The following is a 24,497-nucleotide window of genomic DNA, read 5'->3' as shown; positions in this document are numbered from 1 at the left end:
TCCTCGACCTCCATGACCCCGCGGGGAACACGCGCCTAGTGTCGTTGGTACGCAGGGAGAGGACCCACGGCCATGCAGATTCTCGACGCCCTCCGCACCGACACCCGACTGCGCACCGCCCACGGACTCTCGTGGCTGGCCGCACAGGCACGGGACCACCCCAGCCGGCTCCTGCACCACCCCTGGCGCGACAACCCCTACCCCACCTACCGGCGGCTGCGCGACCAGGGTCCCTTCGCCACCAGCCGCCTGGGCTTTCGCACCGCGCACACCCACGAAGCGGTGAGCACGCTCCTGCGAGGCCGGGAGTTCGGCGTGGAGTCCCCCCGCCAAGGGGCACTGCCCGAACAGTTCGACGTCCTGGACCTGTCCTTCCTCATGAAGGACCCGCCCGAACACACCCGGCTGCGCCGGATCGCCCGGCCCGCCTTCAACCCGCGCCGGATGAGGCACTACCAGACCGAGATCGAGAAGATCACCCACACCCTGCTGGACGCGGCGGCCGCACGCGGCGACTTCGACCTCATGCGCGACTTCGCCCAGCCGCTGCCGATCGCGGTCATCAGCCGCCTGCTGGGCATCCCCGAGTCCGACGACGCCGAGTTCGTGCGCATCGGCCACACCGTCGGCAGCGCACTGGACGGCGCCCGCTCGGCGAGCCACCTGCGCAGGATCCGGCAGGCCACCGCACAATTGGACGCACTGTTCGAGCGGCTGCTGCACCAGCGGCGCACCGACCCCCGGGAGGACGTGATCTCCACTCTGGCCACCGAGACCGGCGACGGCCGCCTCACCGCCGCCGAGGCCAACACCATGTGCCGACTGCTCCTGGTCGCCGGGTTCGAGACCACGGTGAACCTCATCGGAAACGGGATGATGGCCCTGCTGCGCCACCGCGAGCAGTGGCGGCGCCTGGTGGCCGACCCCGAACTGGCCCAGGGCGCCGTGGAGGAGGCACTGCGCTTCGACTCCCCCGTGCAGATGACCACCCGCTGGGTCCAGGCCGACACCACCGTCCAGGGCCACCACCTCTCCAGGGGCGGCTACGCCCTGTGCCTGATCGGCTCGGCCAACCGCGACCCCGCACGCTTCACCGACCCCGACCGCTTCGACATCACACGCCCCGACGCCTCCGACCACCTGTCCTTCTCCGGCGGCGCCCACTACTGCCTGGGCGCCCCGCTCGCCCGCCTCGAGGGCGGGATCGCCCTGCGCGCCCTGGCCGAACGCATGCCCGACCTACGCCCCACCGCACGGCCCACCCGCCGGCGCACCAGCGTCGTACGCGCCCTGTCGGCCCTCCCCGTCACCACGGGACACCGGTAGAAGGGAGGGACCGGATGCGCGGCACACCCTCCGCCCGCCGACGGCACGCACCCGCCCGGGGACGCGAGGTCCTGCTGACGGCGGGGGTCCTGTGCGTGGTGGTCCTCGTGGTCACCGCGATCCTCGCGGTCGCCCTGCCCCGCCCCGAACAGGAGGGGCCCCGGGGAGAACTCCCCCGGCTGGCCCGCACACACGAGATCGACCTGGGAGTCGCGGTGGCGGTCAACCCGCTCACACACGACCCCGACTACCAGTCCGTGGTCACCGACAACTACACCTCCGTGACCGCCGAGAACGCCATGAAGTGGGAACACGTCCAACCCGAACGGCACCGGTTCGACTGGAGCGGCCCCGACGCCATCGTGGACTTCGCCGGGCGCCACGACCTCGACGTGCACGGACATACCCTGCTCTGGCACAACCAGCAGCCCTCGTGGCTCGCCCAGGGGGACTGGGACGCGCAGGAGCTGCGCGAGGTGATGCGCGAGCACATGGAGGCACTCCTGGGGCGCTACCAGGGACGCGTCACCTCCTGGGACGTGATCAACGAACCCTTCCAGGACAACGGCCCCCACCTGCGCGAGAACCTGTGGTACCAGGTCCTGGGCGAGGACTACATCGCCGAGGCCCTGTCCATGGCACACGAGATCGACCCCCGGGCCCGGCTGTACGTCAACGAGTTCGGCATCGAGGGCGGCAGTGCCAAGACCGACGCCATGTACTCCCTGGTGACCGACCTGCTCGACCGCGGAGTACCCCTGCACGGCATCGGCTTCCAGGGGCACTTCGTCCACGGCAACGTCCCCCCGGACCTGGCCGAGCACATGCGCCGCTTCTCCGACCTGGGGCTGGAGGTCAGCATCAGCGAACTGGACGTGCGCATCCCCGAACCCCCGCGGGAACAGGCCCTGCGGGAACAGGAGCAGGAGTACCGGCACGTGGTCCGGGCGTGCCTGGAGGTACCCCGGTGCGTGAGCGTGTCGGTGTGGGGGGTCAGCGACCAGCACTCCTGGATCCCCGAGTGGTTCCCCGGATACACCGCCGCACTGCCCTTCGACGAGGACTACGAACCCAAACCCGCCCTGGACGGCATGGTCGAGGCACTGTCCCGGCGCCCCTGAGGACGCCGGGAACACCCCCTTCCCAGGAACCCGGAACTAGAACGTGTAGGACGTCAGGTACTCGGGCACCACGACCCGGCTCCCGGGCGAGACCCGGCGCACCAGGGCGGTGAACTCCGCCACGCCCATGCCCTTCCCCGTGCCGTCCACCGGCGGGTTGACCAGCTCGCGCTCGAAGTGGTCCCAGTGCACCGGAACCACCGTCCCGGGCCGGTCCAGCGCCTCCAGCAACCGGGGCACGTACTCGTACGTGCTGGAGGTGGCGGGCAGCGCGACCATCGCCACGTCGGGCGCCAACCCGGCCACCTCGCGCTCGGCGAAGTCACTGGCGCCCATGAAGAACACCGAGGGACCCGACGGCGGGGTGACCTGGAAGGCCAGCGTGTCACCCTCGGGCAGGTCCGCGATGGTGGCGGGCTCCCGCGGCACCTCCACCCGCACACCCGCGAAGGCCACCGAGTGGTCGGCGTTGCGGCTGTGCCGGGAGGAGACGACCTCCACCACACACCCGTCGAAGTCCAGCACCTCCCCGCCGCGCACCGGGGCGACCTGCCCCACGGGAACCCCCATCGCCTGGGCCAGGTGGTACGTGGTCAGGGTGCCCACGATCCGGGCCCCGGTGGTGGTGGCGATGTGCGGCACGTCCGAGAAGTGGTCCCAGTGCGAATGGGTGACCAGGACCACGCCCCCGTCCCCGATGTCGGCGGTGTGCTCGTCGACCGCGGACGCGTCCACGGTCAGGGCCGTCCCGGGGTCGAACTCGCGGTCGGGGTCGAACAGGCCGGTGGTGAACCGGGTGAGGAAGGGGTCGACCAGCACCGACGACCGGCCGGGCATGTCGACACGCCAACCACTGGTGCCCAGCCAGCGGAAGACGGCCCTGCCGCCCCTCCCCCCGGAGGGCGCCCCCGATGCGGCGGTGGCGCCGGCGGGCGCCGCGGCACCCGCCAGCAAGGGGGTGAGCGCCCCGCCCGCGACCGCGCCCCGCAAGAATCCCCGTCGTCCGATCGTCATGTGCTGACCTCGTTCCCTGACTCGGTGGGTCCAACGGCGCACAGACAAGCACGGCCCCCGACAGAGCGTCCAATAAGCGGCACGACCAGCTCCGATAGGCGTTCGCCTATCGGAAGCGGTCAGCACCGCGCAGAGGTCCCCCCGGCTGTCCGGAAGCGGACACGCAACCGCTCCACGGCCTCACGCGCGGCCCGCCCCAGGGCCATGTCGGCCTCCAGGGCGGTGCGGTCGGGATCGGGGCCCACCGCGCACACCGCGACGGCGTAGCGCCCGCCGTCGGGGTACTCGACCACACCCGCCTCCATACGCAGCCCCGGCAGAGTCCCGGACTTGACCCCGACACGGACGTCGGGACCAAAACCCGAGGCGATACGGGTACGCACCAGCTGACGCGCCATGAGGTCGCGCACGAACGCACAGGCCCTCGGCGGAGCGGCCGCGTCGGTCCACACCAGCTGCAGGAGCCGGGTGATGTCGGCCAGGGTGCTGGAGGTGGTCCGTGAGGGGTCACGTGCCAGGAGGACGGCCGGATCGGTACCGGTGGCGTCGCTCTCGTCGAGCAGGGCGTGCAGCAGGGCACGGGGACCACCGGTGAAACGGGTGCGCTCCAGCCCCAGCTCCGCGGCGAGCAGCTGGACGGGCTCCACACCCACACGGTCCACGATCAGGTCGGCGGCGGTGTTGTCGCTGATGGTCATCGCCAGCAGGGCACAGTCACGCAGGGACAACTCGACGTCGTCGGCGAAGTCCGCGGTGCCCCAGCCCCCGAGCCGGGCGTCACGGCGCACCACCACCCGCTCGGTGGGATCCACGAGCCCGGTGGAGGCCTGACGGGCGAACTCCAGGACGATGAGGACCTTGGCCACGGAGGCCAGGACGACGGGATCCTCGGCCCCGTGGCCGACCTGACCGGTGCCGTCGACCTCACGCGCGTGGACACGGACGGCGGGGGCGCTGGTGGTGTTCACGGCGCTCACGCTAGCGCCCGCCGGCGGTGGTCTAGAGTCGGGCCGTGGATCTTGGACGGCACCTGCGGTACTTCCTGGTGGTGGCACGGGAGGAGCACTTCGGCGAGGCGGCCGCGGAACTGGGCATCGCCCAGCCCGCGCTGAGCCAGTCCGTGCGCCGCCTGGAGGAGGAACTGGGAGTGGCCCTGTTCGACCGCTCCCGCCGCCGCGTGGAACTGACCCCGGCCGGACGGCTGCTGGTCTCCCAGGCCCGCGACCTGGTGGCGGGCGAGGCACGCCTGCGCGAGACCATGCGACGGGTCCGCGACGGCGAACTGGGCACCCTGCGAGCCGCCGTACCGCCCGGCACACCGGCGGTCGCGCTGCGCGGCCTGGTGGAGCACATGGCCGAGCAGACACCGGGCCTGGAGGTGGACCTGTGCGAGATGGCCGGCACGGAACTGGTACGCGCCCTGAGCGGGGGATCGGTGGACACCGGACTGCTGACCGCGCCCTTCGAGGGAGCCGGACTCGTGGCCCAGCCGGTGCACCGCGCGGAAATGGGCGCGGTCCTGCCGCGCGGCGAGGCGCTGGCGCGCGACAGCGCCGTACACCTTCCGGACCTGGCGGGACGGGACCTGGTACTGCCCCCGCGCAGAGCCGCCCCGGTGTGGTTCGAACGCGTACTGGCGGTGTGCCGGGAGGGCGGCTGGATCCCCCCGCGCGTACGCGAGGCCGGCGACACCGAGTTCCTGCTGGGACTGGTGCTGGCCGGACGCGGAGTGGCCCTGGAGACGGCGGCGGTGGCCGCACGGGAGCCGCGCCTGGCCTGGCGGCCGCTGACCGGCACCCCGCTGCACCGGCGCACGGAGGCGGTACGCCCGGCCCAGGACGCCCACCCGGCCGCCGCGGCCTTCGCCGAGGCCGCCGCACGGGTCCTGTCCGACCCTCCCGGCAACAGCGGGTCGCTGACGGTCGGCGACGGACACCGCCCCTGGTCGCTGGTGTACGGGGAGGGCCCCATCACCCTGCCCGGATGACCCCGCCCCGGGGCCCGGGCCCGGCCGCGAGCCGCCCGGCACACCGGGAAACGGGTGCGCGGCACCGGACCACCGGTACCCTCGTGACCCGGACCAGGATCGGTGAGGTGTTCGGTATGCGCTAGACACGCGGCCCCCCGGCACTCCTTCGTCACCAGCGGTTCCCAGACGACGAAGGAGACGACGAACATGTCCCAGAACACGCCTCCGATCAGCGTGCCCGAGGAACTGGCCAGGTCGGTCGGCGACCTCTTCGGCCCCGAGTGGGTGGAGCGCCTGTCCCGCACGGCCGCCCGGCAGTGCGACCGCTGGAACCTGCGCCCCACCGGCGACCGCCCCCTGCACGGAGCGGTGTCCCTGGTCGTACCGGTACGGCGCGCCGACACGACCCCCGCCGTGCTCAAGGTGCTGCCCGTGGACCAGGAGAGCGAGGGCGAGCCCCGCGCGCTGCGCACGTGGGCGGGCCGCGGCGCGGTACGCCTGCTCGCACACGACCCCGCGAACGGGGCGATGCTCCTGGAGGCCCTGGACCCGGCCCGCTCCCTGGACGGCGTGGAGGTGGACCGGGCCCTGACCGTGATCGGCGGCCTGCTCACCCGGCTGAACGCCCATCCCGGCCCGGCCGGAACACGCACCCTGGGCCCGATCACCCACGCCCTCGTCGAACGCACCCGCCCCTTCCTCGCACACGAGCGCCTCGACCACCGGTTCCGGCTCCTGCTGGACCGCTGCTCGGCGACCGCCCGGGAGATGGCGTCCCAGCCGGGCGACCGGCTCCTGCACTGGGACCTGCACTTCCAGAACGTGCTGGCCCCGCTGCCGGGAACCGACCGGGAACCGTGGGTGGCCATCGACCCCAAACCCCTGGTCGGCGACCCCGGATACGAACTCCTGCCCGCGCTGCGCAACCGGTTCGCGGAGGAGGCCGCCCCGGGCGAGGAACCGCGGTCGGTGCGCCGCAGGTTCGACCTGCTGACCGAGGTCACCGGCCTGGACCGCGAACGGGCCCGCGCATGGACACTGGTCCGGGTCCTGGAGGACTGCGTGTGGCGCCTGGAGAGCGGCCGGTTCCGGACTCCGCACCCCCAGGTGGTGATCGGCGAGGCCGTGGCCGGCTGAGCACCGGACGGGGTCCGCAGGCGCCCGCGCCCTCCGGGCCCCGGCCCGCCGCACCTCCCCCGCACGAGGCCCCCCGCCGTGTGGCGGCACGCACCCGCCACACGGCGCTGCCCCGCCGACCCCCCACCCGGCCACAATGGTGACGCACCGCACACCCCACCAGGAGGCGCACATGCCGACCCCTCCCCCCTTCGACCCCGAACTGGCCGCGGTCCTGGCCGTGCTCCGCGACGAGATCCCCTCCCGACTCACCCCCGACATGATCCCGGACCTGCGCCGGCGGCGCGCCGCACAGGCCTTCGGCCCAGACGACGACCTCACCCTGGACGGCGCCTACACCGAGACCGGACACCACGCCCCCGGCCACGACGGCGCCGACGTGCCCCTGCTGCTGTGGCGGCCCACCGGAACCACCGCACCCGTGGGCACCCTGTACTGGATCCACGGCGGCGGCATGATCATGGGCACCCACCGGGGAGCGGAGATCCCCGCACTGCTGCAGACCGCGCACGAACTGGGCCTGGCCCTGGTGTCCGTGGACTACCGGCTCGCTCCCGAACACCCCCACCCCGCACCGGTGGAGGACTGCTACGCGGGCCTGACGTGGGCCGCCAAGCACGCCGACGACCTGGGCCTCGACCCCCGGCGCCTGGTGGTGGGCGGGGCGAGCGCCGGAGGCGGACTGGCCGCCGCCACCGCCCTGCTGGCCCGCGACCGGGGCGGCCCCGACCTGCTCGGCCAACTGCTCGTCTGCCCGATGCTCGACGACCGCAACGACTCGGTCTCGGCCCGGCAGATGGCCGGCACGGGCGTGTGGGACAAGGTCGCCAACGCCACCGGCTGGGGCGCACTGCTCGGCGAGGCGGCAGGCGGCCCGGACGTGCCCCCCTACGCCGCCCCCGCACGCGCACAGGACCTGTCGGGTCTACCCCCGGCCTTCCTGGACGTGGGTTCGGCGGAGACCTTCCGCGACGAGGTCGTGGACTACGCCTCCCGGATCTGGAAGGCGGGAGGCTCGGCCGAACTGCACGTGTGGCCGGGCGGCTTCCACGGCTTCGACAGCATGGCTCCCCAGGCCGCGCTCAGCCGCAGCGCCGCAGCGCAGCGCCTTCCGTGGCTGCGGCGGATCATCGGGGTCTGAACACGGGCACCATGAGGTCATGAGAGAGCTCCTGGGCAGGATCTCGGCACTGGACCCCGAGGCGGGCGCCGCCGTGAAGGTGATCGCCTACTTCGACGAACTGGCGGGAACGGGACTGGAACCGGTCGTGCGGGGCGCGGCCGTCCTGACCGGCGTCCCCGCCGGCTTCGTCGGCCCCGGGCGCGACCCGGCCCTGCGCGTCGCCCCGGACGGGTCGGTGGAGCGCGGCGCCCACGGCCCCGACCCCTCCTGGTGCTCGGTACGGGCGGGCGGCGGCGTGCTGTGGCTGGAACTCGCCGAGGAACCCGGCCCGGTGGAGGCGATGGTGCTGGAACGCGCGGCGGCGGCCGTGCGCGCCCGCATGGAGCGGACCGCGCCGATGGCGGGCGGGCGCGCGGCCCTGGCCGAGGCGCTGGTGGACCCCGGCCTCCCCGAGGAGCAGCGGGCGCGCGCGGCCCGCCGGTTCGGGATCGTGCCGGGCTCCCCGACCCGCGCGGTGGCGCTCCACGGCGGCGGAATCCGCGTCGTGGCCGCCGCCGAGGACCCGGGCGGCGAACGGGCGGGGGTGGGACCGGCCGTGGAGGCACTGGGGCTGCCGTCCTCGTGGGAGGACGCACGAAGGGCACTGCGCTTCACCGCCCGGGGCACGGGCACGGACCCGGGCCCCCGCGTGGTGTTCGCCGAGGACCTGGGCGGATTGTTGCTGCTGGCCGACACCGTGCGGCCGGGGGACCCGCCGGTACCCGACGTGGCGGCTCTGGAGCGGGTGGCCCGCGACGCCGCACCGCTGCTGGCGGCCCTGGAGGCGGTGGCCTCCTCCCCCAGTCTGCGGGCCGCCGCGGCCCGTGCGGGGGTGCATCACTCCACGCTGCAGGAGAGCGTGGGCCGGGCCGAGCGCCTGCTGGGCTGGCCGGTGCGCGAGGTGACGGGAAGGCTGCGCCTGCAGGTGGCTCTGGTACTGCGGCGGCTGCACCACCATCCCTGACGCTCGTGTCGGGGCGGTCGGCCGCCAGGCCCCTCCCCGCCCTGCCAGAGGCCGTGTGCGTTGACGCCATGGCCCGCATCTGCTGTTTCCGAGAACCCCGGACCAGCCACGGATGACGGAGTCGGGGACGAGGCCGGTGCCTTCCCGTGTTCTCCTCACGACATGTGCACACAGAAAAGAGAAGGCACCTTTACGGCGTAGATTCATTGCCGTGCCCGGAGCGCGGAGCCGGTACCGGGCACGGCGCCCGCTAGTCCACCACCGTGATGCCCAGGGCTGCCAGGATCGTGCCCGCCTGCGCGGGACTGACCCTGGCCCCCCGCAGGTACCCGGCCTGCTCCAGGGTGGGCTCCCCCAGGTCGGCGCCGCGCAGGTCGGCCCCCGCGAGCCGGGCGTTGACCAGGTTGGCCCCGCGCAGCCGCGAGTCCGCCCACACCGTGTCGCGCAGGTCGGCACTGGCCAGGTCGGCCTCGTCCATGCGCAGCCCCTCCAGGGTCCGCCCGCGCAGCGTGATGCCCTTGCAGCGGGCCAGCATCAGGTTGCAGTGGGCGAAGGTGTAGCCGATCCCCCGCAGGGAGGTCAGCCCCGCCCCGGTCATCCGGCAGCCGGTGAAGGCGGTGTCGGTGAGCAGCGCGCCCTGCCAGCGGGTGTTGGCCAGGTCCACCCGCTCGAAGCGGGTGTCGGTGCACTCGGCGTGCGCGAACACGGCGCCGGCCGCGCTGCCGCCGGTGAACCCCGCCCCCTCCAGGACGGCCCGGTCCAGCCGGGCCCCGTCCAGACGGCAGTCGTGGAAGGCGGCGTCGACCAGGTCGGCGCCGGACAGGTCCGCCCCGCTCAGGTCACAGCGGGTGAACACGCGCGGTCTGTCCGGGGGGCCGGCGAGGACGTCGCGCAGGTCGGCGTCGGACAGGTCCGCGTCCGTGGTCTCGGGGAGGGAGAGGTCTGTACTCATCGTGGGGACCCTAGCGGCAACCGGTGACACTTCCGCGCGCGGCACGCCCCCCGTTCCCGGCGACGCACCGGCCCCTCAGTCGCGGAGCTTGAGCGCCAGGAAGAGGTCCACCCGGTGTTCCAGGCTGCTCAGGTCCCGGCCGGTCAGGTCCTCCACCCGGCCGATCCGGTACCGCAGCGTGTTCACGTGCACGTGCATGGCGGCGGCGCAGCGCTGCCACGAACCCGAGTGGTCCAGGAACTGCTCCAGGGTCTGCACCAGCTCCGAGCGGTGGTCCCGGTCGTAGGCCAGCAGCGGGCCCAGCAGCCGCTCCCGGTAGGAGGACTGGACCTCCTCGGGGACCGAGGCCAGCAGCAGCTCGTGCGAGTCGATCTCGGCCCCGGCGATCACCCGGGAGCGGCCACCGCGCAGCTCGGCCAGGCGGCGGGCGTGGCGGGCCTCCACCGTGGCGCCGCGCAACTCGGGCACGCCCCGCACGGCCGAGCTGAGGCCGATGGCGAGCCGGTGGTCGAGCAGCCCTCCCTCCAGGACGCGGGCCCGGTGGAGCAGTTCGGCTCGGACCTCCTCGGCCCGGGCGCGGGCGTCGGCCTCCGAACCGCCGACGGGGACGACGGCCAGCGTGTCGTCGTCGCCGGTGACGACGGCTCCGGGGTGGTCGGCGAGCAGCTCGGTGACCACGCGCCGGGCCAGGTCGGGCACACGGGGCTCGGGCAGCATCACGGCGCTGACCACGACGTGGCCGTCCTCCCCGCCGCCGGACGGACCGGTGCCGCGCATGAGCTCGGTGACCTCGTCGAAGCGCTGGGCGGCCAGCAACCGGGAAAGCCCCTCCAGGTGGCGGGCGTCGGTCAGGGCGCGCTCCTCGGCGCGGCTGCGGGAGAGCACGGCGATGGAGGCCAGCTCGGCCACCGACTCGTGCACCTCCTCGGTCCAGGCGGTGTGGTCGCCCTCGCAGACCAGCAGCCAGGTGGCCAGGGGGTGGGACTCCTTGGTCTGGACGGGCAGGACCGTCAGCGTGCGTCCGCCCTCCCCGGGCGGGCGGACGGTGCACGGGAAGGACGGACGGGTCAGGACCCGGGCGGCGAGCCACTCGCGGTCGCCCTCGGGCAGGGGCTCGCCGGAGGCGGCGACGTGGCGTCCGGTGGAGGAGACGATCCATGCGGTCAGCCCGGCCTGTCCGGCGGCCTCGGCGAAGGCGCGGGGGAGGTCGGCGCCGGAGGCGACCTCCGCCATGAGGCGGCGGTGGCGGTCGCGGGTCTCGGCGATGGAGCTGAAGCGGTGCTGGGTCAGGGAGCGCAGCACCTCCTCGGTGACCGCGCCGAAGGAGGTCTCCGGGGGCACCTCCACCAGGGGCAGGTCGTGGGCGCGGCACGCCTCCACCAGGTCGGGCGGGACCTCGCCCAGGGCGGTCCCGGCTCCGAGGGCGACCGCCCCGGCGCCGGCGATGGAGGACACGAAGGCCTCGGAGTCCTCGGGGCGGGTGCGCCACATCATTCCGGTGAGGACGAACTCGCCGCCGCGCAGGTAGCGGGCGGGTTCGAGCAGATCGGTGGTGTAGGCCCACCGCAGTTCGCGGTGCGCGTGCTCCTCCCCCGTCAGAAACCTCAGGTGCAGCCGCCTGACCGCGAGCAGCTCACTGATCCGCATGGACGTCCCTCTTGTCGCTCGTGTGGTGCGCGGCGGCGACGGTGGTAGCCGTCACCGTCCCCGGGAACACCGCTTGTAGGAAACGCCCAACGATAACCGTTCGCCGAGCGGACACTTCATGTCTTCACTTGCTGGTAAGGATCGCGGTTCCAGTGGTGTACTTCACAGCACTACCCGACCAACCAGGGACAACGCGACTGACGAAGGACGCGCCGACCGCCTGCGAGCGGCGGCGAGAACGCGGCGACAAGAGGACCAGCATGGAGTTCCTGAGCCCCTCCACACTGGAGGAGGCACTCGAGGCGAAGAGCGCCCACCCCGACGCGGTACCCATCATGGGCGGCACGGACGTGATGGTGGAGCTCAACTTCGACAAGAGGCGCCCGCCCGCCCTGATCGACCTGGCCCGGATCCCGGAGCTGGCCGAGTACGGGCCCGACGGCGACCGTACCCGCCTGGGTGCGGGCGTGCCCTACACCAAGGTGATCGAGCACCTGTCGGGAACGGCTCCGGCCCTGGCGAAGGCCTCCCGCTCGGTGGCCTCCCCGCAGATCCGCAACCGGGGCACCGTGGGCGGCAACCTGGGCGGGGCCTCGCCCGCCGGCGACGCGCACCCGTCGCTGCTGGCCACCGACGCGGCCGTGGAGCTGGCGTCGGTGCGCGGCAGGCGCCGGGTGCCCGTGCGCGAGTTCTTCCTGTCGCTGCGCAAGACGGCCAGGCGCGACGACGAGCTGATCACGGCGGTGCTGCTGCCGGAGCCGTCGGGCCCCCAGCAGTTCGCCAAGATCGGCACGCGCAACGCGATGGTCATCGCGGTGACCTCCTTCGCGCTGGCCCTGGACGGCGAGCGCCGGTCCGTGGGCACGGGACTGGGGTCGGCCGGGCCCACGCCGCTGCGCGCCGAGGCGGCCGAGGAGTTCCTGGCCCAGGAGTTCGACTGGGAGAACGGCCGGTCGCCCTCGGAGGCCACCGTGCGCCGGTTCGGAGAACTGGTGGCCGCGGCGGCCCGCCCCATCGACGACCAGCGGGGCAGCGCCGAGTACCGCAAGCACGCGCTCTCGGTGATGGCGCGCCGCGCGCTGAGCTGGTCGGTCACCGACTACCGGAAGGGAGTCACGCGATGCGCGTGAGTTTCAACGTCAACGGCGAGGACGTGACCGCCGACGATGTGTGGCCGGGCGAGAGCCTGCTGTACGTGCTGCGCGAGCGGCTGGGGCTGCCGGGCAGCAAGAACGCCTGCGAGCAGGGCGAGTGCGGTTCCTGCACGGTCTACTTCGACGGTGTGACGGCGTGTTCGTGCATGATCGCCGCCGGGCAGGCGCAGGGACGGACCGTGCGCACCGTGGAGGGCCTGGCCGAGGGCACGGGCAAGGGCACCGAGCGGGCGCTGGGCACGGTCCAGGAGGCCTTCGTGGAGGCGGGCGCCGTCCAGTGCGGCTTCTGCACGCCGGGCCTGCTGGTGCAGACCGACGACCTGCTGGAGCGCACGGTGGGCGCGGGGATGCCCGCGCCGGGCGACGCCGAGATCCGGGAGGCGCTGGCGGGCAACCTCTGCCGCTGCACCGGATACGAGAAGATCATCGACGCGGTGCACCTGGCCGCCGAGCGCCGCGCCGAGGCCGGGAGCGGAGCATGAACGGAACCAGTACCGCCCCCGCGGCCGGCGGGGCCTTCGCCATCGAGGGCGCCCACGTGGTCACCGTGGACGGCGCCGAGTACGCCGACGGGCACGTGGTGGTCCGCGACGGCCGGATCGCCGCCGTGGGCGCGGGGCCCGCCCCCGGCGCCGAGGGCGTCGAGCGTGTGGACGGGCGCGGGTGCATGGTCACCCCTGGCCTGGTCAACACCCACAACCACCTCTACCAGTGGGCGACACAGGGACTGTTCGCCGACGGCACGCTCTTCGAGTGGCTGGTGGGCTCCTACGAGATCTGGGGCCGCCTGAACGCCGAGGTGGTCTCGGGGACCACCTCGGCCGGGCTGGCCCACCTGGCCCTGTCGGGGTGCACGACCGCCTCCGACCACCACTACGTCTACCCCTCCGGCCGGGGCGACATCGTGGCCGCGGAGGTGGAGGCCGCCCGCGAGGTGGGCGTGCGCCTGGACCTGGCCCGCGGGTCGATGGACCGGGGCCAGAGCCAGGGCGGGCTGCCGCCGGACGCCGTCGTGGAGTCGCTGGAGCAGGCCCTGGCGGGCACGGCGTCGGCGATCGAGACCCACCACGACCCCTCCCCCGAGGCCATGACACGGGTGGCGGTGGCGCCGTGCTCGCCGTTCTCGGTCTCGCGCGGGCTGATGGTGGAGGCCGCGGCGCTGGCCCGGGACAAGGGCGTACGGCTGCACACCCACCTGGCCGAGACCCTCGACGAGGAGGAGCAGTGCCTGGCCGAGTTCGGCTGCACCCCCGTGGAGTACGCCGAGAAGCTCGGCTGGCTGGGCCGTGACGTGTGGTTCGCGCACGCGGTGCACCTGTCCGACGAGGCGATCGGGCGGATCGCGGCCACGGGCACCGGGGTGGCGCACTGCCCCACCTCCAACGCCCGCCTGGGCGCGGGGATCTGCCGGGTCACCGAACTGCTGGACGCGGGCGTGAGCGTGGGGCTGGGCGTGGACGGGCCGGCCTCCAGCGAGCTGACCCCGCTGGCCGGTGAGATGCACCAGGCGCTGCTGATGGCCCGCGCCCGCAAGGGCCCCCAGGCCCTGACCGCCCGCCAGGCGCTGGAGATGGCCACCCTGGGCGGCGCCCGGGTGCTGGGCCGCGACGCCGAACTGGGTTCCCTGACGGTCGGCAAGCTCGCCGACATCGCCCTGTGGCGGATGGACGGATTCGGCTACGACGTGATCGAGGATCCGGTGGTGGCGGCGGTCTTCGGCCCCACACCGCCCCTGGAGCGGCTCTGGGTCGGCGGGAGCACCGTCGTCGACCGGGGGGAGCTGCGCACCCTGTCCGCAGAGACCGCCGCCGCGCGCGGCCGCGCGGCGCACCGAACCCTGACCCAGGAGGTGAGCCGCTGATGGCGGTGACGACCCGTACCGTGACGGACCTGTCCAGCACCACCAAGGACGGGGTGGGCGCCAGCCCGCGCCGCCCCGACGGAACCCTGAAGGTCACCGGCGAGTTCGCCTACTCCTCGGACATGTGGATGGAGGACATGCTGTGGGGGGCGACCCTGCGCAGCCCCCATCCGCACGCGAGGATCCTGGGCATCGACATCACCGAGGCGCTGAAGGTGCCGGGGGTGCAGGCGGTGCTCACCCACGAGGACGTGCCCGGCGAGAAGCACTACGGGCTGGAGCACCAGGACCAGCCGGTGCTGGCCTTCGACAAGGTGCGCTACAAGGGCGAGGCGGTGGCCGTGGTGGCCGCCGACCACCCCGAGACGGCCCGGCGGGCGATGGAGCGCATCCGGGTGGACTACGAGGTGCTGGAGCCGATCAGCGACTCCCGCAGGGCGGCGCTGGACCCCGACTGCCCGCTGGTGCACGAGCCGGGCACGATCCCCGAGCACCCCGAGTACAACCAGCGCGGCAACCGGCTGCGCTACCAGCCGGTCCGCACGGGCGCCTTCACCGGGGCGGCGGGGTCGGTCGAGCGCGAGAGCGGGATCCTGGAGCGGCTGCGCGCCGAGGCCGACGCGGTGGTCTCCTCCGAGTACGAGGTCGGCATGCAGGACCAGGCCTTCCTCGGCCCGGAGTCGGGCATGGCCGTTCCGGCCGAGGACGGCGGCGTGGACCTGTACGTGGCCACGCAGTGGCTGCACGTGGACCAGCGCCAGATCGCCCCCGCGCTGGGACTGCCCCAGGACAAGGTGCGCCTGACCCTGGCGGGCGTGGGCGGCGCCTTCGGCGCCCGCGAGGACCTGTCGATGCAGATCCACGCGTGCCTGCTGGCGCTGCACACCGGCAAGCCGGTCAAGTTCGTGTACAACCGCGAGGAGTCCTTCTACGGGCACGTGCACCGGCACCCGGCGAAGATGCGCTACGAGCACGGTGCGCGCGCGGACGGCACGCTGCTGTACGCCACGGCGGAGATCATCGTGGACGGCGGCGCGTACGCGTCGGCGACCCCGGCCGTGGTGGGTGTGGCCTCCTCCCTGGGCATCGGCCCCTACGAGGTGCCGAACGTGCTGGTGGACGCCTACGGGGTGTACACCAACAACCCGCCGTGCGGGGCGATGCGCGGTTTCGGCGCGGTGCAGGCCTGCTTCGCCTACGAGTCGCAGATGGACCGGCTCGCCGAGGAGCTGGGCATGCACCCGGTCGACCTGCGGATCAAGAACGCCATGTCGCAGGGCTCGCGGATCATCACGGGCCAGGAGATCGACATGCCGCTGCCCATGGCGGAGATGCTGGAGCGCTGCCGCGACCTGCCGATGCCGCCCGAGCGCGGCGAGCTGGCCGACCCCGCCGACCTGCGCACGCTGCCGGGCGGGGTGGCGGGCACCACGCATGGTGAGGGCGTGGTGCGCGGTGTGGGCTACGGCCTGGGCCTGAAGAACCTGTGCTTCTCGGAGGGGTTCGACGACTACTCCACCGCCCGGGTGCGGCTGGAGGTCATGGGCGGCGAGCCGGTGGTGCTGGTGCACACGGCCGCGGCCGAGGTCGGCCAGGGGCTGGTGACCGTCAAGGGCCAGATCGCCCGGACCGAGCTCGGCGTGGAGAAGGTGGTCATCGCCCCCTCCGACACCCAGGTGGGGTCGGCGGGCTCCTCGTCGGCCTCGCGCCAGTCGTACATGACCGGCGGCGCGGTCCGGACGGCGTGCGCGTCGGTGCGCGCGGAGGTGTTCGCGCTGGCGCGCGAGCGCGGACTCGTTCCCGAGGGGATCGCGGACACCGACCTGTCGCTATCCGGCGGCAAGGTGGTCTCGGCCACGGCCGGCGCACTGGTGTCGCTGGCGGACCTGCTGGGCGACTCGGCGCAGGGCGGCACGGTGGTCGAGCAGACCCGGGAGTACCACCACCGGCCCACCGAGATGCTGGACCCGAAGCTGGGCCAGGGCGCCTCGCACACCCAGTTCGGGATGTGCGTGCACCGGGCCGTGGTGGACGTGGACGTGGAGCTGGGCCTGGTGAAGGTGGTGGCTCTGGACGCGGTGCAGGACGTGGGCAAGGTGATGCACCCCCAGCAGCTGCTCGGACAGATCCAGGGCGGTTCCACCCAGGGGCTGGGTCTGGCCCTGATGGAGGAGGTCCAGGTCGCGGACGGGCAGATCCGCAACCCGTCGTTCACCGACTACCTGATCCCGACGATCCTGGACACGCCGCCGATGCGGATCGAGGTGCTGGAGCACCCGGACCCGCACTCGCCCTACGGGCTGCGGGGCGCGGGTGAGCCGCCGACGCTGTCGTCGACCCCGGCGATCGTGGCCGCGGTGCGCGCGGCGACGGGGAGGGCGCTGACGCACGCGCCGGTGCGCCCGGAGGACATCGTGGGCATCGACCTGTAGCCGCGGGGGCGGGCCAGGCCCGCCCCCTCCATGAACCGCCCGCCCCGGATCCGCCGGCGCCCTCGGCGCCGGGGCGGGTGTCCTTGCGGAACCTTGCGGAACAGCGTCGTCCCGCACAACCCTGATTGATCACCCGGAGTATCAACCCCCTTGCTCATGGCGATCTTCGCCATGCTCATCTCCCTCCAGGAGGGGACATGACCCAACTCAAGGACACCGGCCCCCGTACCGGGGACCGGTCCCCCACGGATCGATCCTGGCTCGACCGCTTCTTCTTCATCAGCGAGCGCGGCTCCACCCTCGGACGGGAGGTCCGCGGCGGACTCACCACGTTCATGGCGATGGCCTACATCATCGTCCTGAACCCGGTGATCCTCGGCGGGGTCCCCGACGTCAACGGGGACTTCCTGTCCCCGGCCCAGCTGACCACCATGACCGCCCTGGCCGCGGGGCTGGTCACCATCATGATGGGGGTGGTCGGCCGCGCGCCGATCGCCTGCGCCGCCGCCCTCGGGGTGATGGCGGTGGTGGCCTACCAGGCCGCCCCGGTCATGTCGTGGCCCGAGGTGATGGGCCTGGTCGTGTGGCAGGGCGTGGTCATCGTCCTCATGGTGGTGACCGGAGTGCGCACCGCCGTGATGAACGCGCTGCCGCACAACCTCAAGATGGCGATCGGGGTGGGCATCGGCCTGTTCGTGTCCCTGATCGGCCTGGCCAACGCCGGCTTCGTCAGCGGCGGCGACGGCAGCAGCCTGTTGCAGCTCGGCGCGTCGGGCGACGGCGGGAACCTCGCCGGCTGGCCGATCCTGGTGTTCGTGTGCGGCCTGGTGCTGGCGAGCGTGCTGCTGGTGCGCGGAGCGCCCGGCGCGATCTTCTACGGCATCGTCGGTGCCACGGTGCTGGCGGTCGTGGTCCACCAGGTGGCGGGCCTCGGCGGCGAGGACTGGGGCGGACGCGCGCCGGAGCTGTCCGGCAGCCCCGTGGCCGTGCCCGACTTCGGGCTGCTGTTCCAGGTCGACTTCTTCGGCGCCTGGACCACCGCCGGGCCGACCACCGCCGGGGTCATCCTGTTCACCCTGGTGCTGGCCGGGTTCTTCGACGCGGTGGGCACCATCCTGGCGATCGGGGCCAAGGCCGGCATCGCCAGGGCCGACGGGAGCATGCCCCGGGTCAACCAGATCCTGGCCACAGACGGGACCGGAGCCGTGGTCGGCGGCCTGACCAGTTCCTCGGCCACCCTGGTGTTCGTGGAGTCCACCGCCGGGGTGAGCGAGGGGGCCCGGACCGGGCTGTCCAGTGTGGTCACCGGGCTGCTGTTCCTCACCGCGATCGTGTTCGCGCCGGTGTTCTCCATCGTGCCCTCCCAGGCGGCGTCGGTGGCGATGGTGATGGTGGGAGCACTGATGATGGCGCAGGTCCGCGGGATCGACTGGTCGGACATGACCGTGGCCGTCCCGGCGTTCCTGACCATCGTGATGATGCCGTTCGCCTACGACATCGCCACCGGTATCGGCATCGGGATCATCGCCTACACCGTGCTGCGCTCGGCACAGGGCCGCTTCGGTGAGGTCGGCTGGCTGATGTGGGTGCTCAGCGCCGTGTTCGCGTTCCACTTCTCCATGCACGCCCTCGGGCTCTAGCGCCCGGGCCCGTGCGGACGGGGAGGCCGGGTCGCCGAGGGGCGGCCCGGCCTCCCCGTCCGCCGGTGCGGGTAACGACACTGTGGCCCCCGGCCAGCTACGGAGCCGTTCCCGTCCACCTCAGAGTGGGCGACGGAGGCCGCGGCCGACGGCTCCCCGGCGACAGGTGCTCACTTGACTTCCTCTTCTGCCTGGAGGCAGGAGACCGCGGAACCGCCTACCGGTGGTTCGGGGCCCGGGCCCCGTCACGGGTCGCCCCGTGGCCTTCCTGTTTCACCGCCGGTCGCCCCGTCCGGGAGGACTCCCGTTGAGGTCTCACACCAGCTCCGCAGGCAACCACCGCCAGCCCGGCGGCTTCGAGACTCTTCGCCGCGTTCGCATCCCGGTCATGGGTGGCCCCGCACCCGGGGTCGAGCACGCCCGGGAGGAGGGAAAGAACCGGTCCACCGCCACCAGGTCCCGCACGTACCAGGCGCACTTGTGGGCCAGCATCGACCGCAGCTCCCGCCAGGCCGCATCCGAGATCGCGCGGGCCAGGGTGCGGTTCTTCAGCAGGGCGCGCACGGTCAGGTCCTCGATCACGACCACGTGGTTCTCGCGGACGAGTCGAGACGTGAGCCGGTGCAGGAAATCCCGGCGTCCACACCGACCGCCGCACGCGGGGCCGGGGCGGTCTCGATCGTGTCCTCGCACAGCAGCGAGACGAACCAGCGCCCGGCCGCATCGCGCGAGACCGTCACCGTGGACGGCCGTGCCCCCTCGGGCAGAGGGCGCGACCACACGATGTCCAACGGGTCGGCCATCTTGGCCGGCCTCCGCTGCCCGTCGCGGTAGCGGAACGCGCTGGCGGTGTACTCCGCCGACGCCTTCGCTTTCTTGCGCGACTTGAACCGCGGGTACCGGGCGCGCTTGCCGAAGAAGTCGCGGAAGGCGGTGTGCAGGTGCCGCAGACCCTGTTGGAGGGGGACGCAGGAGACCTCGTTGAGGAAGGCCAGGTCCGGTGTCTTCTTCCAGGCGGTGAGCATCGCCAAGGTGTCGGTGTAGGAGATCCGCCGTTGCTCGGTGTGCCAGGCGTTGGTGCGTTCGGCGAGGGCACGGTCGCAGACCGGGCGCACGCACCCCGAACGTGCGCGACAGCTGCGCCGTCTGCACGGGGCGGGGTAGAAGCGGTACCTGAACGCCCGCTTCACGGTCCTGCTCGCCATGGGTCACACCGTAGCGGCCGCCCTGGCATGTTGTGAGCAGAACCCGACAGAAAGCGACAGGCAAGCCCAACAACCAGATGACGGCCGCGGCCGCGCCATCCACGCAGGCGGGTGCGGCGGGGACCGGTGCGCACGCCGACGGGTCTTCGGCGCATGCGGCCGCACACGTCGGAAACCTCGTTGACAGTCCCGTGACGGCGCACCTAAGTTGTCACCGTCAACTTCGTATCGAGGAAAGCTCCCATGAACGTTCGACTGAACGGCTCCTCCTCCCCCACCCCCGACTCCCCCGGCACCACCGCGGCCGAGCACATCCGCGACCGGCTCGGCCTGACCGGAACCAAGATCGCCTGCGGCACGGGGGTCTGCGGCGCCTGCACCGTCCTGGTGGACGGCGCCCCCACCGCCTCGTGCCTGCTGCCCGCCGAACGCCTGGCCGGCAGCTCCGTCACCACCGTGGAGGGACTGGGCGGGGACCACCCCGTGCAGCGCGCCTTCGCCGCCCACGACGCGCTCCAGTGCGGCTACTGCACGCCGGGGTTCGTGGTGGAGGCCTCCGCCTTCGCCGACGCCTGGCGCGCCGAGCACGGCGACGTCCGCCCGGACCGCGAGCGCATCGCCGACGCCCTGTCAGGGCACCTGTGCCGCTGCGGCGCCTACGAGGGGATCTTCGCCGCCGTGGCCGCCGCCTGCGCCGGGGAGTTCGACACCGAACCGGACCGCGACCCCCCGCGCGCGGACGCCCTGGACAAGGTCACCGGCCGGGCCCGCTTCAGCGGCGACCTGGCTCCCGAGGGCACCTGGGAGGGGGTGATCGTGCGCTCGGCCCACGCCCACGCACGGGTGCGGTCCGTCCACCCCGGCGGGGCGCGGAGCGAGACCATGCCCCAGCCCGCGGACGGACGGCCGGTGTTCACGGACCTGCTGGGCGAGGAGCGCCTGGTGCGCTACGTCGGCCAGCCGATCGCCGCCGTGGCCGCGCCCACCGCCGCCCTGGCCCGGGCCGCCGCCGAAGCGGTGCGGGTGGACTACGATCCCCTGCCCGCCGTACTGGACGCGGACGAGGCGCGCTCTGAGGACGCCCCGCAGGTGTACACCACGCGCGCCCAGCGCCGGGCCGCCCCCTCCTACGGCGAGGCCCCCACTCCCCCGTCCTCCTGGCGGGGCAACGTACACGGCCCGGCCTCCACCAGCTGGCGCGGTGCCACCGCCGTACGGCGCCTGCGCAGGGCCGGCGAGCGCGACGACCCGCGCCTGGTGGCCCAGGAGTACTCCACCGCCGTCCAGCTGCACACCCCGTTGGAGCCCCACGTGTGCGTGGCCTCCTGGGAGCGCGACGGCACGCTGACCCTGCGCGTGTCCACCCAGACGGTGGCCAAGGTCGCCCGGAAGGCCGCCGAGCGCTGGGAACTGCCGCCGGAGAAGGTGCGCGTGGTCAGCGAGTACGTCGGCGGCGGTTTCGGCGCCAAGAACGGCCTGTCGGCGGACGTGGTGGCCGCCGCGGAGCTGTCCCGGCTCGCCCACTCCCCGGTGCGCGTGTCCTTCGACCGCGCCGAGGAACTGACCGACGCCGGGCACCGCGCCGCCACGCGCACCCGTGTGGCGCTGCTGGCCGACCGGAACGGCGACCTGGCGGCGATGAGCGTGGACTCCCACGGGGACGGCGGCGTCGCGGTGGGCTCCACCACGGCCACGCTCGCGATGCTGGTCTACGGGCGCTCCCCGCGCAGGACGCGCGACTTCGACGTCGTCACCCACCGCCCGCCCGGACAGCCCATGCGCGCCCCCGGCGGCGCACCGCTGGCCTGGGCGCTGGAGCAGGCCGTGGACACGATGGCCGGGCGGCTGGGGGAGGACCCCCTGTCGCTGCGCCGCCGCTGGGACGGCAACCCCAAGCGACGGGCGCTGTACGAGCGGGTGGCCGCCCTGGACCTGTGGCGCGAGCGCCCGCGCGGGGCGCGCACCGGCCGGTTCCGGCGCGGGGTCGGCCTCGCTTCCTCCAACTGGCTCTACCTCATGGGGCCCAAGGCGCAGGTGGAGCTGTCGGTGCGCGACGGCGGCGTGGTGGTGCGCTCGGCCACCCAGGACATCGGCACCGGGATCCGCACGGTCCTGGGCGAGGTGGTCGCCGACCGCCTGGGAGTGCCCGCCTCCGACCTGCGTGTGGAGATCGGCGACAGCTCCTCGGTGCACGGCACCGGCTCCTTCGGCAGCCGCACCACCACCTCCATGGGGCCGGCCGCGGCCGAGGCCGCCGACCGGCTGCGCGCCGCACTGCGCGAGCACGAGCCCCGGGTCCCCGAGTCGGGGCCGGTCCCCGAGCACGCCCTCAAGGACGCGCTGGCCGCGGCCGAGGGTGTCCGGGTGGTCGGTGAGCGCGGCCGCGACCGCTGGGGGGCGCTGTCCCCGGACATGGACGACCTGGCCGTGGGCCGGGGCATGAGCGGCGCCGTGCACGTGATGGAGGTGGAGGTGGACACCCTGCTGGGCCGGGTGCGCCCCACACGGTGCTGGGCGGGGCTGGCCGTCGGACGCGTGTACTCCGAACGGCTGGCCCGCAACCAGTGCGAGGGCGCCGTGGTGCAGGGGGTGGGGTACGCGCTCTTCGAGGAGCGCCGCCACGACCCGGCCACCGGGGTGGTACTCACCGACAACCTGGAGGACTACCGGATCCCGGGCATGGGCGACGTCCCCGAGACCGAGGTGTACTTCCACCAGGAGGGGTTCGAACACGCCGCGGGCGCCGGGATCGGCCTGGGCGAGGTCTCGGTGGTGGGCGTGGCCGCGGCCGTGGCCAACGCCGTGCACGACGCCACCGGCTGGCGCCCCCACGACCTGCCCATCCGACCGGACCGACTGATCGGGGGACTCCGATGACCGCCACCGCACGACCCGAGGAGCTGGACGGGGCCCTGTCCCGGCTGGACGGAACGGGCGCCCTCGCGCGCGCGGGGGGCACCGACCTGACGGCGTGCCTGGCCGCGGGGGTCCTGGCCCCCGCGCCCGTGGTGGACCTGTCCGGTCTGGACGAGCTGCGCGGGGTGGAGTGGCGCCCCGACGGCTCGGCCCGGGTGGGCGCGCTGACCAGCGTGGGCGAGCTCCACACGGACCCCGGGCTGGCCGGGGCCTATCCGGCGCTGGCCCGCACCGCCCGGGAGCTGGCCACGCCGCAGGTGCGCACCACCGCGACCCTGGGCGGCAACCTGCTCCAGCGCAACCGGTGCTGGTACCTGCGCAATCCGGCCTTCGACTGCTTCCAGACGGGCGGGGACTCCTGCCCGGCGCGCGGGGGAGACCACCTGTACGGGGTGGTCGTGGACCAGGGGCCGTGCGTGGCGCCGCACCCGTCGTCGCTGGCGGTGGCGCTGCTGGCCCACGACGCGACGGTGCTGGTGGCCGACGGCCGACGGACGGAGATGGCGGTGGCGGACCTGTACGACGCCGCCGACCCGACCCGCGACCACGTGCTGGAGCCGGGCCGGGTGCTGGTGTCGGTGGCGCTGCCGGCCCCGGTGCCGGGCGAGCGGGCCGCCTACCGCCGGGCGACCGGACGCTCCCGTGCGGAGTGGCCGCTGGTGGAGGCGGTGGCCCGCCTGGCCCCCGCGGACGGGGGCTCGGGCCCGGTGTCCTCGGCGGCGGTGGCCGTGGGCGGGGTCGCGCGTACCCCGTTGCGGCTGCCGGAGGTGGAGGCCGCCCTGGTGGGCGCGCGCCCCGGGAGTCCGCTGGGCACGGGCGTGGAGGAGGCGCTGGAGGGCCTGGCCGGCCTGTGCTCCCCGCTGCCCGCGACCGGGTACAAGGTGGACCTGCTGCGCGCCACCGTGCGCGACGTCCTCGAACGGGCCCTGGACGCACCGGAGGCGTAGGGCGTGGAGCTGTACGGGGGCCGCCGGACGAAGGCGGCCCCCGCGCGCGTCCCCTAACCGCGCAGCAGTGCCTGGTGGGCCAGTTCCCGGCACACGACCGCGAAGTCCAGTCCGGCGGCGGCCGCCGCCATCGGGAACGTGGAGGTCTCGGTCAGGCCCGGGGCCACGTTGGCCTCCAGGAAGGTGACCCGGCCGTCGGCCTCCACGATGACGTCGGTGCGGGAGAAGTCCCGCAGGCCCAGGGCGCGGTGCGCGGTCAGCGCCGCCTCGGTGGCGGCGGCGACGGCGTCGGCCTCCAGGCGCGCCGGGCAGAAGAACTCGGTGCGCCCGGCGGTGTAGCGGGCGGCGTAGTCGTAGACCCCGCCGTCGGGCACGATCTCCACCGGCGGCAGCGCCACCGGGCCCTCACCGGTGTCCAGGACCCCCACGGCCAGTTCGGTGCCCTGCACCTGCTCCTCGACCAGGGCCGAGTCGCTGTAGGCGAAGCAGGACACCAGCGCGGACGACAGGTCCTGCACCGAGGTGACCGGGGTGGCGCCGAACGCGGAGCCGCCCCGGTCGGGCTTGACGAACAGGGGAAGGCCCAGCCGGTCGGCCAGCCGCTCCACCAGCGCCGGAGCGCCGAGGTCGTGGAAGGCCGACTTGGGCAGCACGGTGCCGCGCGGCACCCGCACGCCCCTCTCGGCCAGCAGCGCCTTGGCGGCGGGCTTGGAGTAGGCCAGGCGGCAGGCGCCGGGGCGGGCGCCCACGTAGGGCGCTCCGACCAGTTCCAGGACCTCCCGGATGGCGCCGTCCTCACCCGCCGACCCGTGCAGGACGGGGAAGACCACCTGCGGCGGGTCCTGGGAGAGGCGCTCCAGCAGGCCGGAGCCGACGTCGGCGACCTGGACCTCCACGCCCAGGCGGCGCAGCGCCTCGGCGACGCTGCGGCCGGAGTGGACGCTCACCTCGTGTTCGGGGGACAGGCCCCCGGCGAGAACGAGAACCCGGTCAAGGTCTGCCACGGCGCGGACCTCCTTCTGTGCTGCTGTCATGATGAAGTGCCCTCGC

18 protein-coding genes and 1 pseudogene are annotated in these 24,497 nt (G+C 73.8%); 13 read left to right on the top strand and 6 right to left on the bottom strand.

Annotated features, from left to right (window positions below; all coding sequences use genetic code 11):
• Positions 1-72: 72 nt before the first annotated feature.
• Together A6A08_RS26605 and A6A08_RS26600 are read left to right on the top strand one after the other, a co-directional pair.
• Positions 73-1,326, top strand: coding sequence for a cytochrome P450 (locus A6A08_RS26605; RefSeq protein WP_073705402.1), 1,254 nt, complete (start codon positions 73-75; stop codon positions 1,324-1,326).
• A 14-nt stretch (positions 1,327-1,340) separates the two neighbouring features.
• Positions 1,341-2,447: an endo-1,4-beta-xylanase gene (locus A6A08_RS26600; RefSeq protein WP_073705401.1), complete on the top strand. Its 1,107-nt coding sequence runs from the start codon at positions 1,341-1,343 to the stop codon at positions 2,445-2,447.
• Between the two features lie 36 nt (positions 2,448-2,483).
• On the opposite strand, the gene A6A08_RS26595 is transcribed toward A6A08_RS26600, so the two are convergent.
• Both A6A08_RS26595 and A6A08_RS26590 read right to left on the bottom strand, forming a co-directional pair.
• Positions 2,484-3,461 carry an MBL fold metallo-hydrolase gene (locus A6A08_RS26595; protein ID WP_073705400.1) on the bottom strand — a complete coding sequence of 326 codons (978 nt, stop codon included), beginning with the start codon at positions 3,459-3,461 and terminating at the stop codon, positions 2,484-2,486.
• A 119-nt stretch (positions 3,462-3,580) separates the two neighbouring features.
• On the bottom strand, positions 3,581-4,429 hold the full coding sequence (locus tag A6A08_RS26590; RefSeq protein ID WP_073705399.1) for a serine hydrolase: 849 nt from the start codon (positions 4,427-4,429) through the stop codon (positions 3,581-3,583).
• A gap of 44 nt (positions 4,430-4,473) precedes the next feature.
• Here A6A08_RS26590 and A6A08_RS26585 point away from each other — a divergent pair, with 44 nt between their 5' ends.
• From A6A08_RS26585 to A6A08_RS26570, 4 genes are all read left to right on the top strand, one after another.
• Positions 4,474-5,448: a LysR family transcriptional regulator gene (locus tag A6A08_RS26585; RefSeq protein ID WP_073705398.1), complete on the top strand. Its 975-nt coding sequence runs from the start codon at positions 4,474-4,476 to the stop codon at positions 5,446-5,448.
• A gap of 189 nt (positions 5,449-5,637) precedes the next feature.
• The gene (locus A6A08_RS26580) at positions 5,638-6,567 is read left to right on the top strand and encodes an aminoglycoside phosphotransferase family protein (RefSeq protein ID WP_073705397.1); all 930 of its coding nucleotides are present in this window, start codon (positions 5,638-5,640) and stop codon (positions 6,565-6,567) included.
• A gap of 172 nt (positions 6,568-6,739) precedes the next feature.
• Positions 6,740-7,708 carry an alpha/beta hydrolase gene (locus A6A08_RS26575; protein WP_073705396.1) on the top strand — a complete coding sequence of 323 codons (969 nt, stop codon included), beginning with the start codon at positions 6,740-6,742 and terminating at the stop codon, positions 7,706-7,708.
• A 19-nt stretch (positions 7,709-7,727) separates the two neighbouring features.
• A complete protein-coding gene (locus A6A08_RS26570; protein WP_073705395.1) occupies positions 7,728-8,693 on the top strand; it encodes a helix-turn-helix domain-containing protein in 966 nt (321 codons plus the stop codon).
• Between the two features lie 250 nt (positions 8,694-8,943).
• Here A6A08_RS26570 and A6A08_RS26565 read toward each other — a convergent pair whose 3' ends face one another.
• Both A6A08_RS26565 and A6A08_RS26560 read right to left on the bottom strand, forming a co-directional pair.
• Positions 8,944-9,645: a pentapeptide repeat-containing protein gene (locus A6A08_RS26565; RefSeq protein ID WP_073705394.1), complete on the bottom strand. Its 702-nt coding sequence runs from the start codon at positions 9,643-9,645 to the stop codon at positions 8,944-8,946.
• Between the two features lie 75 nt (positions 9,646-9,720).
• Positions 9,721-11,292: a PucR family transcriptional regulator gene (locus tag A6A08_RS26560; RefSeq protein WP_073705393.1), complete on the bottom strand. Its 1,572-nt coding sequence runs from the start codon at positions 11,290-11,292 to the stop codon at positions 9,721-9,723.
• 260 nt (positions 11,293-11,552) lie between these two features.
• Here A6A08_RS26560 and A6A08_RS26555 point away from each other — a divergent pair, with 260 nt between their 5' ends.
• The 5 genes from A6A08_RS26555 to A6A08_RS26535 all read left to right on the top strand — a co-directional run bounded on the left by A6A08_RS26555 (position 11,553) and on the right by A6A08_RS26535 (position 18,379).
• Positions 11,553-12,422, top strand: coding sequence for a xanthine dehydrogenase family protein subunit M (locus A6A08_RS26555; protein WP_073705392.1), 870 nt, complete (start codon positions 11,553-11,555; stop codon positions 12,420-12,422).
• Positions 12,413-12,928: a (2Fe-2S)-binding protein gene (locus tag A6A08_RS26550; RefSeq protein ID WP_073705391.1), complete on the top strand. Its 516-nt coding sequence runs from the start codon at positions 12,413-12,415 to the stop codon at positions 12,926-12,928. Before A6A08_RS26555 ends, A6A08_RS26550 begins: the two co-directional genes overlap by 10 nt.
• Positions 12,925-14,307, top strand: a complete 1,383-nt coding sequence (locus A6A08_RS26545) for an 8-oxoguanine deaminase (protein ID WP_073705390.1) — start codon at positions 12,925-12,927, stop codon at positions 14,305-14,307. The genes A6A08_RS26550 and A6A08_RS26545 overlap by 4 nt, the downstream gene beginning before the upstream one ends.
• Complete coding sequence (gene pucD / locus A6A08_RS26540) at positions 14,307-16,739, top strand: xanthine dehydrogenase subunit D (RefSeq protein WP_073705389.1); 2,433 nt, start codon at positions 14,307-14,309, stop codon at positions 16,737-16,739. The genes A6A08_RS26545 and pucD overlap by 1 nt, the downstream gene beginning before the upstream one ends.
• A 197-nt stretch (positions 16,740-16,936) precedes the next feature.
• Positions 16,937-18,379, top strand: a complete 1,443-nt coding sequence (locus A6A08_RS26535; RefSeq protein WP_073705388.1) for an NCS2 family permease — start codon at positions 16,937-16,939, stop codon at positions 18,377-18,379.
• A gap of 217 nt (positions 18,380-18,596) precedes the next feature.
• Here A6A08_RS26535 and A6A08_RS26530 read toward each other — a convergent pair.
• A pseudogene (locus A6A08_RS26530) lies at positions 18,597-19,584 on the bottom strand (RNA-guided endonuclease InsQ/TnpB family protein).
• Between the two features lie 243 nt (positions 19,585-19,827).
• On the opposite strand from A6A08_RS26530, the gene A6A08_RS26525 reads away from it, so the two are divergent.
• The gene (locus A6A08_RS26525) at positions 19,828-22,461 is read left to right on the top strand and encodes a molybdopterin-dependent oxidoreductase (RefSeq protein ID WP_073705387.1); all 2,634 of its coding nucleotides are present in this window, start codon (positions 19,828-19,830) and stop codon (positions 22,459-22,461) included.
• Positions 22,458-23,447, top strand: coding sequence for a xanthine dehydrogenase family protein subunit M (locus A6A08_RS26520; protein WP_073705386.1), 990 nt, complete (start codon positions 22,458-22,460; stop codon positions 23,445-23,447). The genes A6A08_RS26525 and A6A08_RS26520 overlap by 4 nt, the downstream gene beginning before the upstream one ends.
• A gap of 53 nt (positions 23,448-23,500) precedes the next feature.
• Here A6A08_RS26520 and A6A08_RS26515 read toward each other — a convergent pair whose 3' ends face one another.
• The gene (locus tag A6A08_RS26515) at positions 23,501-24,451 is read right to left on the bottom strand and encodes a D-alanine--D-alanine ligase (RefSeq protein ID WP_073705385.1); all 951 of its coding nucleotides are present in this window, start codon (positions 24,449-24,451) and stop codon (positions 23,501-23,503) included.
• Between the last annotated feature and the right edge of the window lie 46 nt (positions 24,452-24,497).

The organism is Nocardiopsis sp. TSRI0078 (genome assembly GCF_001905145.1).
In the GTDB taxonomy this organism is placed as follows: Bacteria; Actinomycetota; Actinomycetes; order Streptosporangiales; family Streptosporangiaceae; genus Nocardiopsis.
Note: the sequence above shows the minus strand (reverse complement) of the source record. Positions and strands in the feature narration are given on the sequence as shown.

Bases quoted from the DNA above. Each gene is read 5' to 3' on its own strand.
- A6A08_RS26535 (WP_073705388.1), top strand. From the start codon at position 16,937: ATGACCCAACTCAAGGACACCGGCCCCCGTACCGGGGACCGGTCCCCC.
- A6A08_RS26575 (WP_073705396.1), top strand. From the start codon at position 6,740: ATGCCGACCCCTCCCCCCTTCGACCCCGAACTGGCCGCGGTCCTGGCC.
- A6A08_RS26560 (WP_073705393.1), bottom strand. From the start codon at position 11,292: ATGCGGATCAGTGAGCTGCTCGCGGTCAGGCGGCTGCACCTGAGGTTT.
- pucD (WP_073705389.1), top strand. From the start codon at position 14,307: ATGGCGGTGACGACCCGTACCGTGACGGACCTGTCCAGCACCACCAAG.
- A6A08_RS26580 (WP_073705397.1), top strand. From the start codon at position 5,638: ATGTCCCAGAACACGCCTCCGATCAGCGTGCCCGAGGAACTGGCCAGG.
- A6A08_RS26570 (WP_073705395.1), top strand. From the start codon at position 7,728: ATGAGAGAGCTCCTGGGCAGGATCTCGGCACTGGACCCCGAGGCGGGC.
- A6A08_RS26595 (WP_073705400.1), bottom strand. From the start codon at position 3,461: ATGACGATCGGACGACGGGGATTCTTGCGGGGCGCGGTCGCGGGCGGG.
- A6A08_RS26555 (WP_073705392.1), top strand. From the start codon at position 11,553: ATGGAGTTCCTGAGCCCCTCCACACTGGAGGAGGCACTCGAGGCGAAG.
- A6A08_RS26550 (WP_073705391.1), top strand. From the start codon at position 12,413: ATGCGCGTGAGTTTCAACGTCAACGGCGAGGACGTGACCGCCGACGAT.
- A6A08_RS26565 (WP_073705394.1), bottom strand. From the start codon at position 9,645: ATGAGTACAGACCTCTCCCTCCCCGAGACCACGGACGCGGACCTGTCC.
- A6A08_RS26605 (WP_073705402.1), top strand. From the start codon at position 73: ATGCAGATTCTCGACGCCCTCCGCACCGACACCCGACTGCGCACCGCC.
- A6A08_RS26600 (WP_073705401.1), top strand. From the start codon at position 1,341: ATGCGCGGCACACCCTCCGCCCGCCGACGGCACGCACCCGCCCGGGGA.
- A6A08_RS26545 (WP_073705390.1), top strand. From the start codon at position 12,925: ATGAACGGAACCAGTACCGCCCCCGCGGCCGGCGGGGCCTTCGCCATC.
- A6A08_RS26520 (WP_073705386.1), top strand. From the start codon at position 22,458: ATGACCGCCACCGCACGACCCGAGGAGCTGGACGGGGCCCTGTCCCGG.
- A6A08_RS26525 (WP_073705387.1), top strand. From the start codon at position 19,828: ATGAACGTTCGACTGAACGGCTCCTCCTCCCCCACCCCCGACTCCCCC.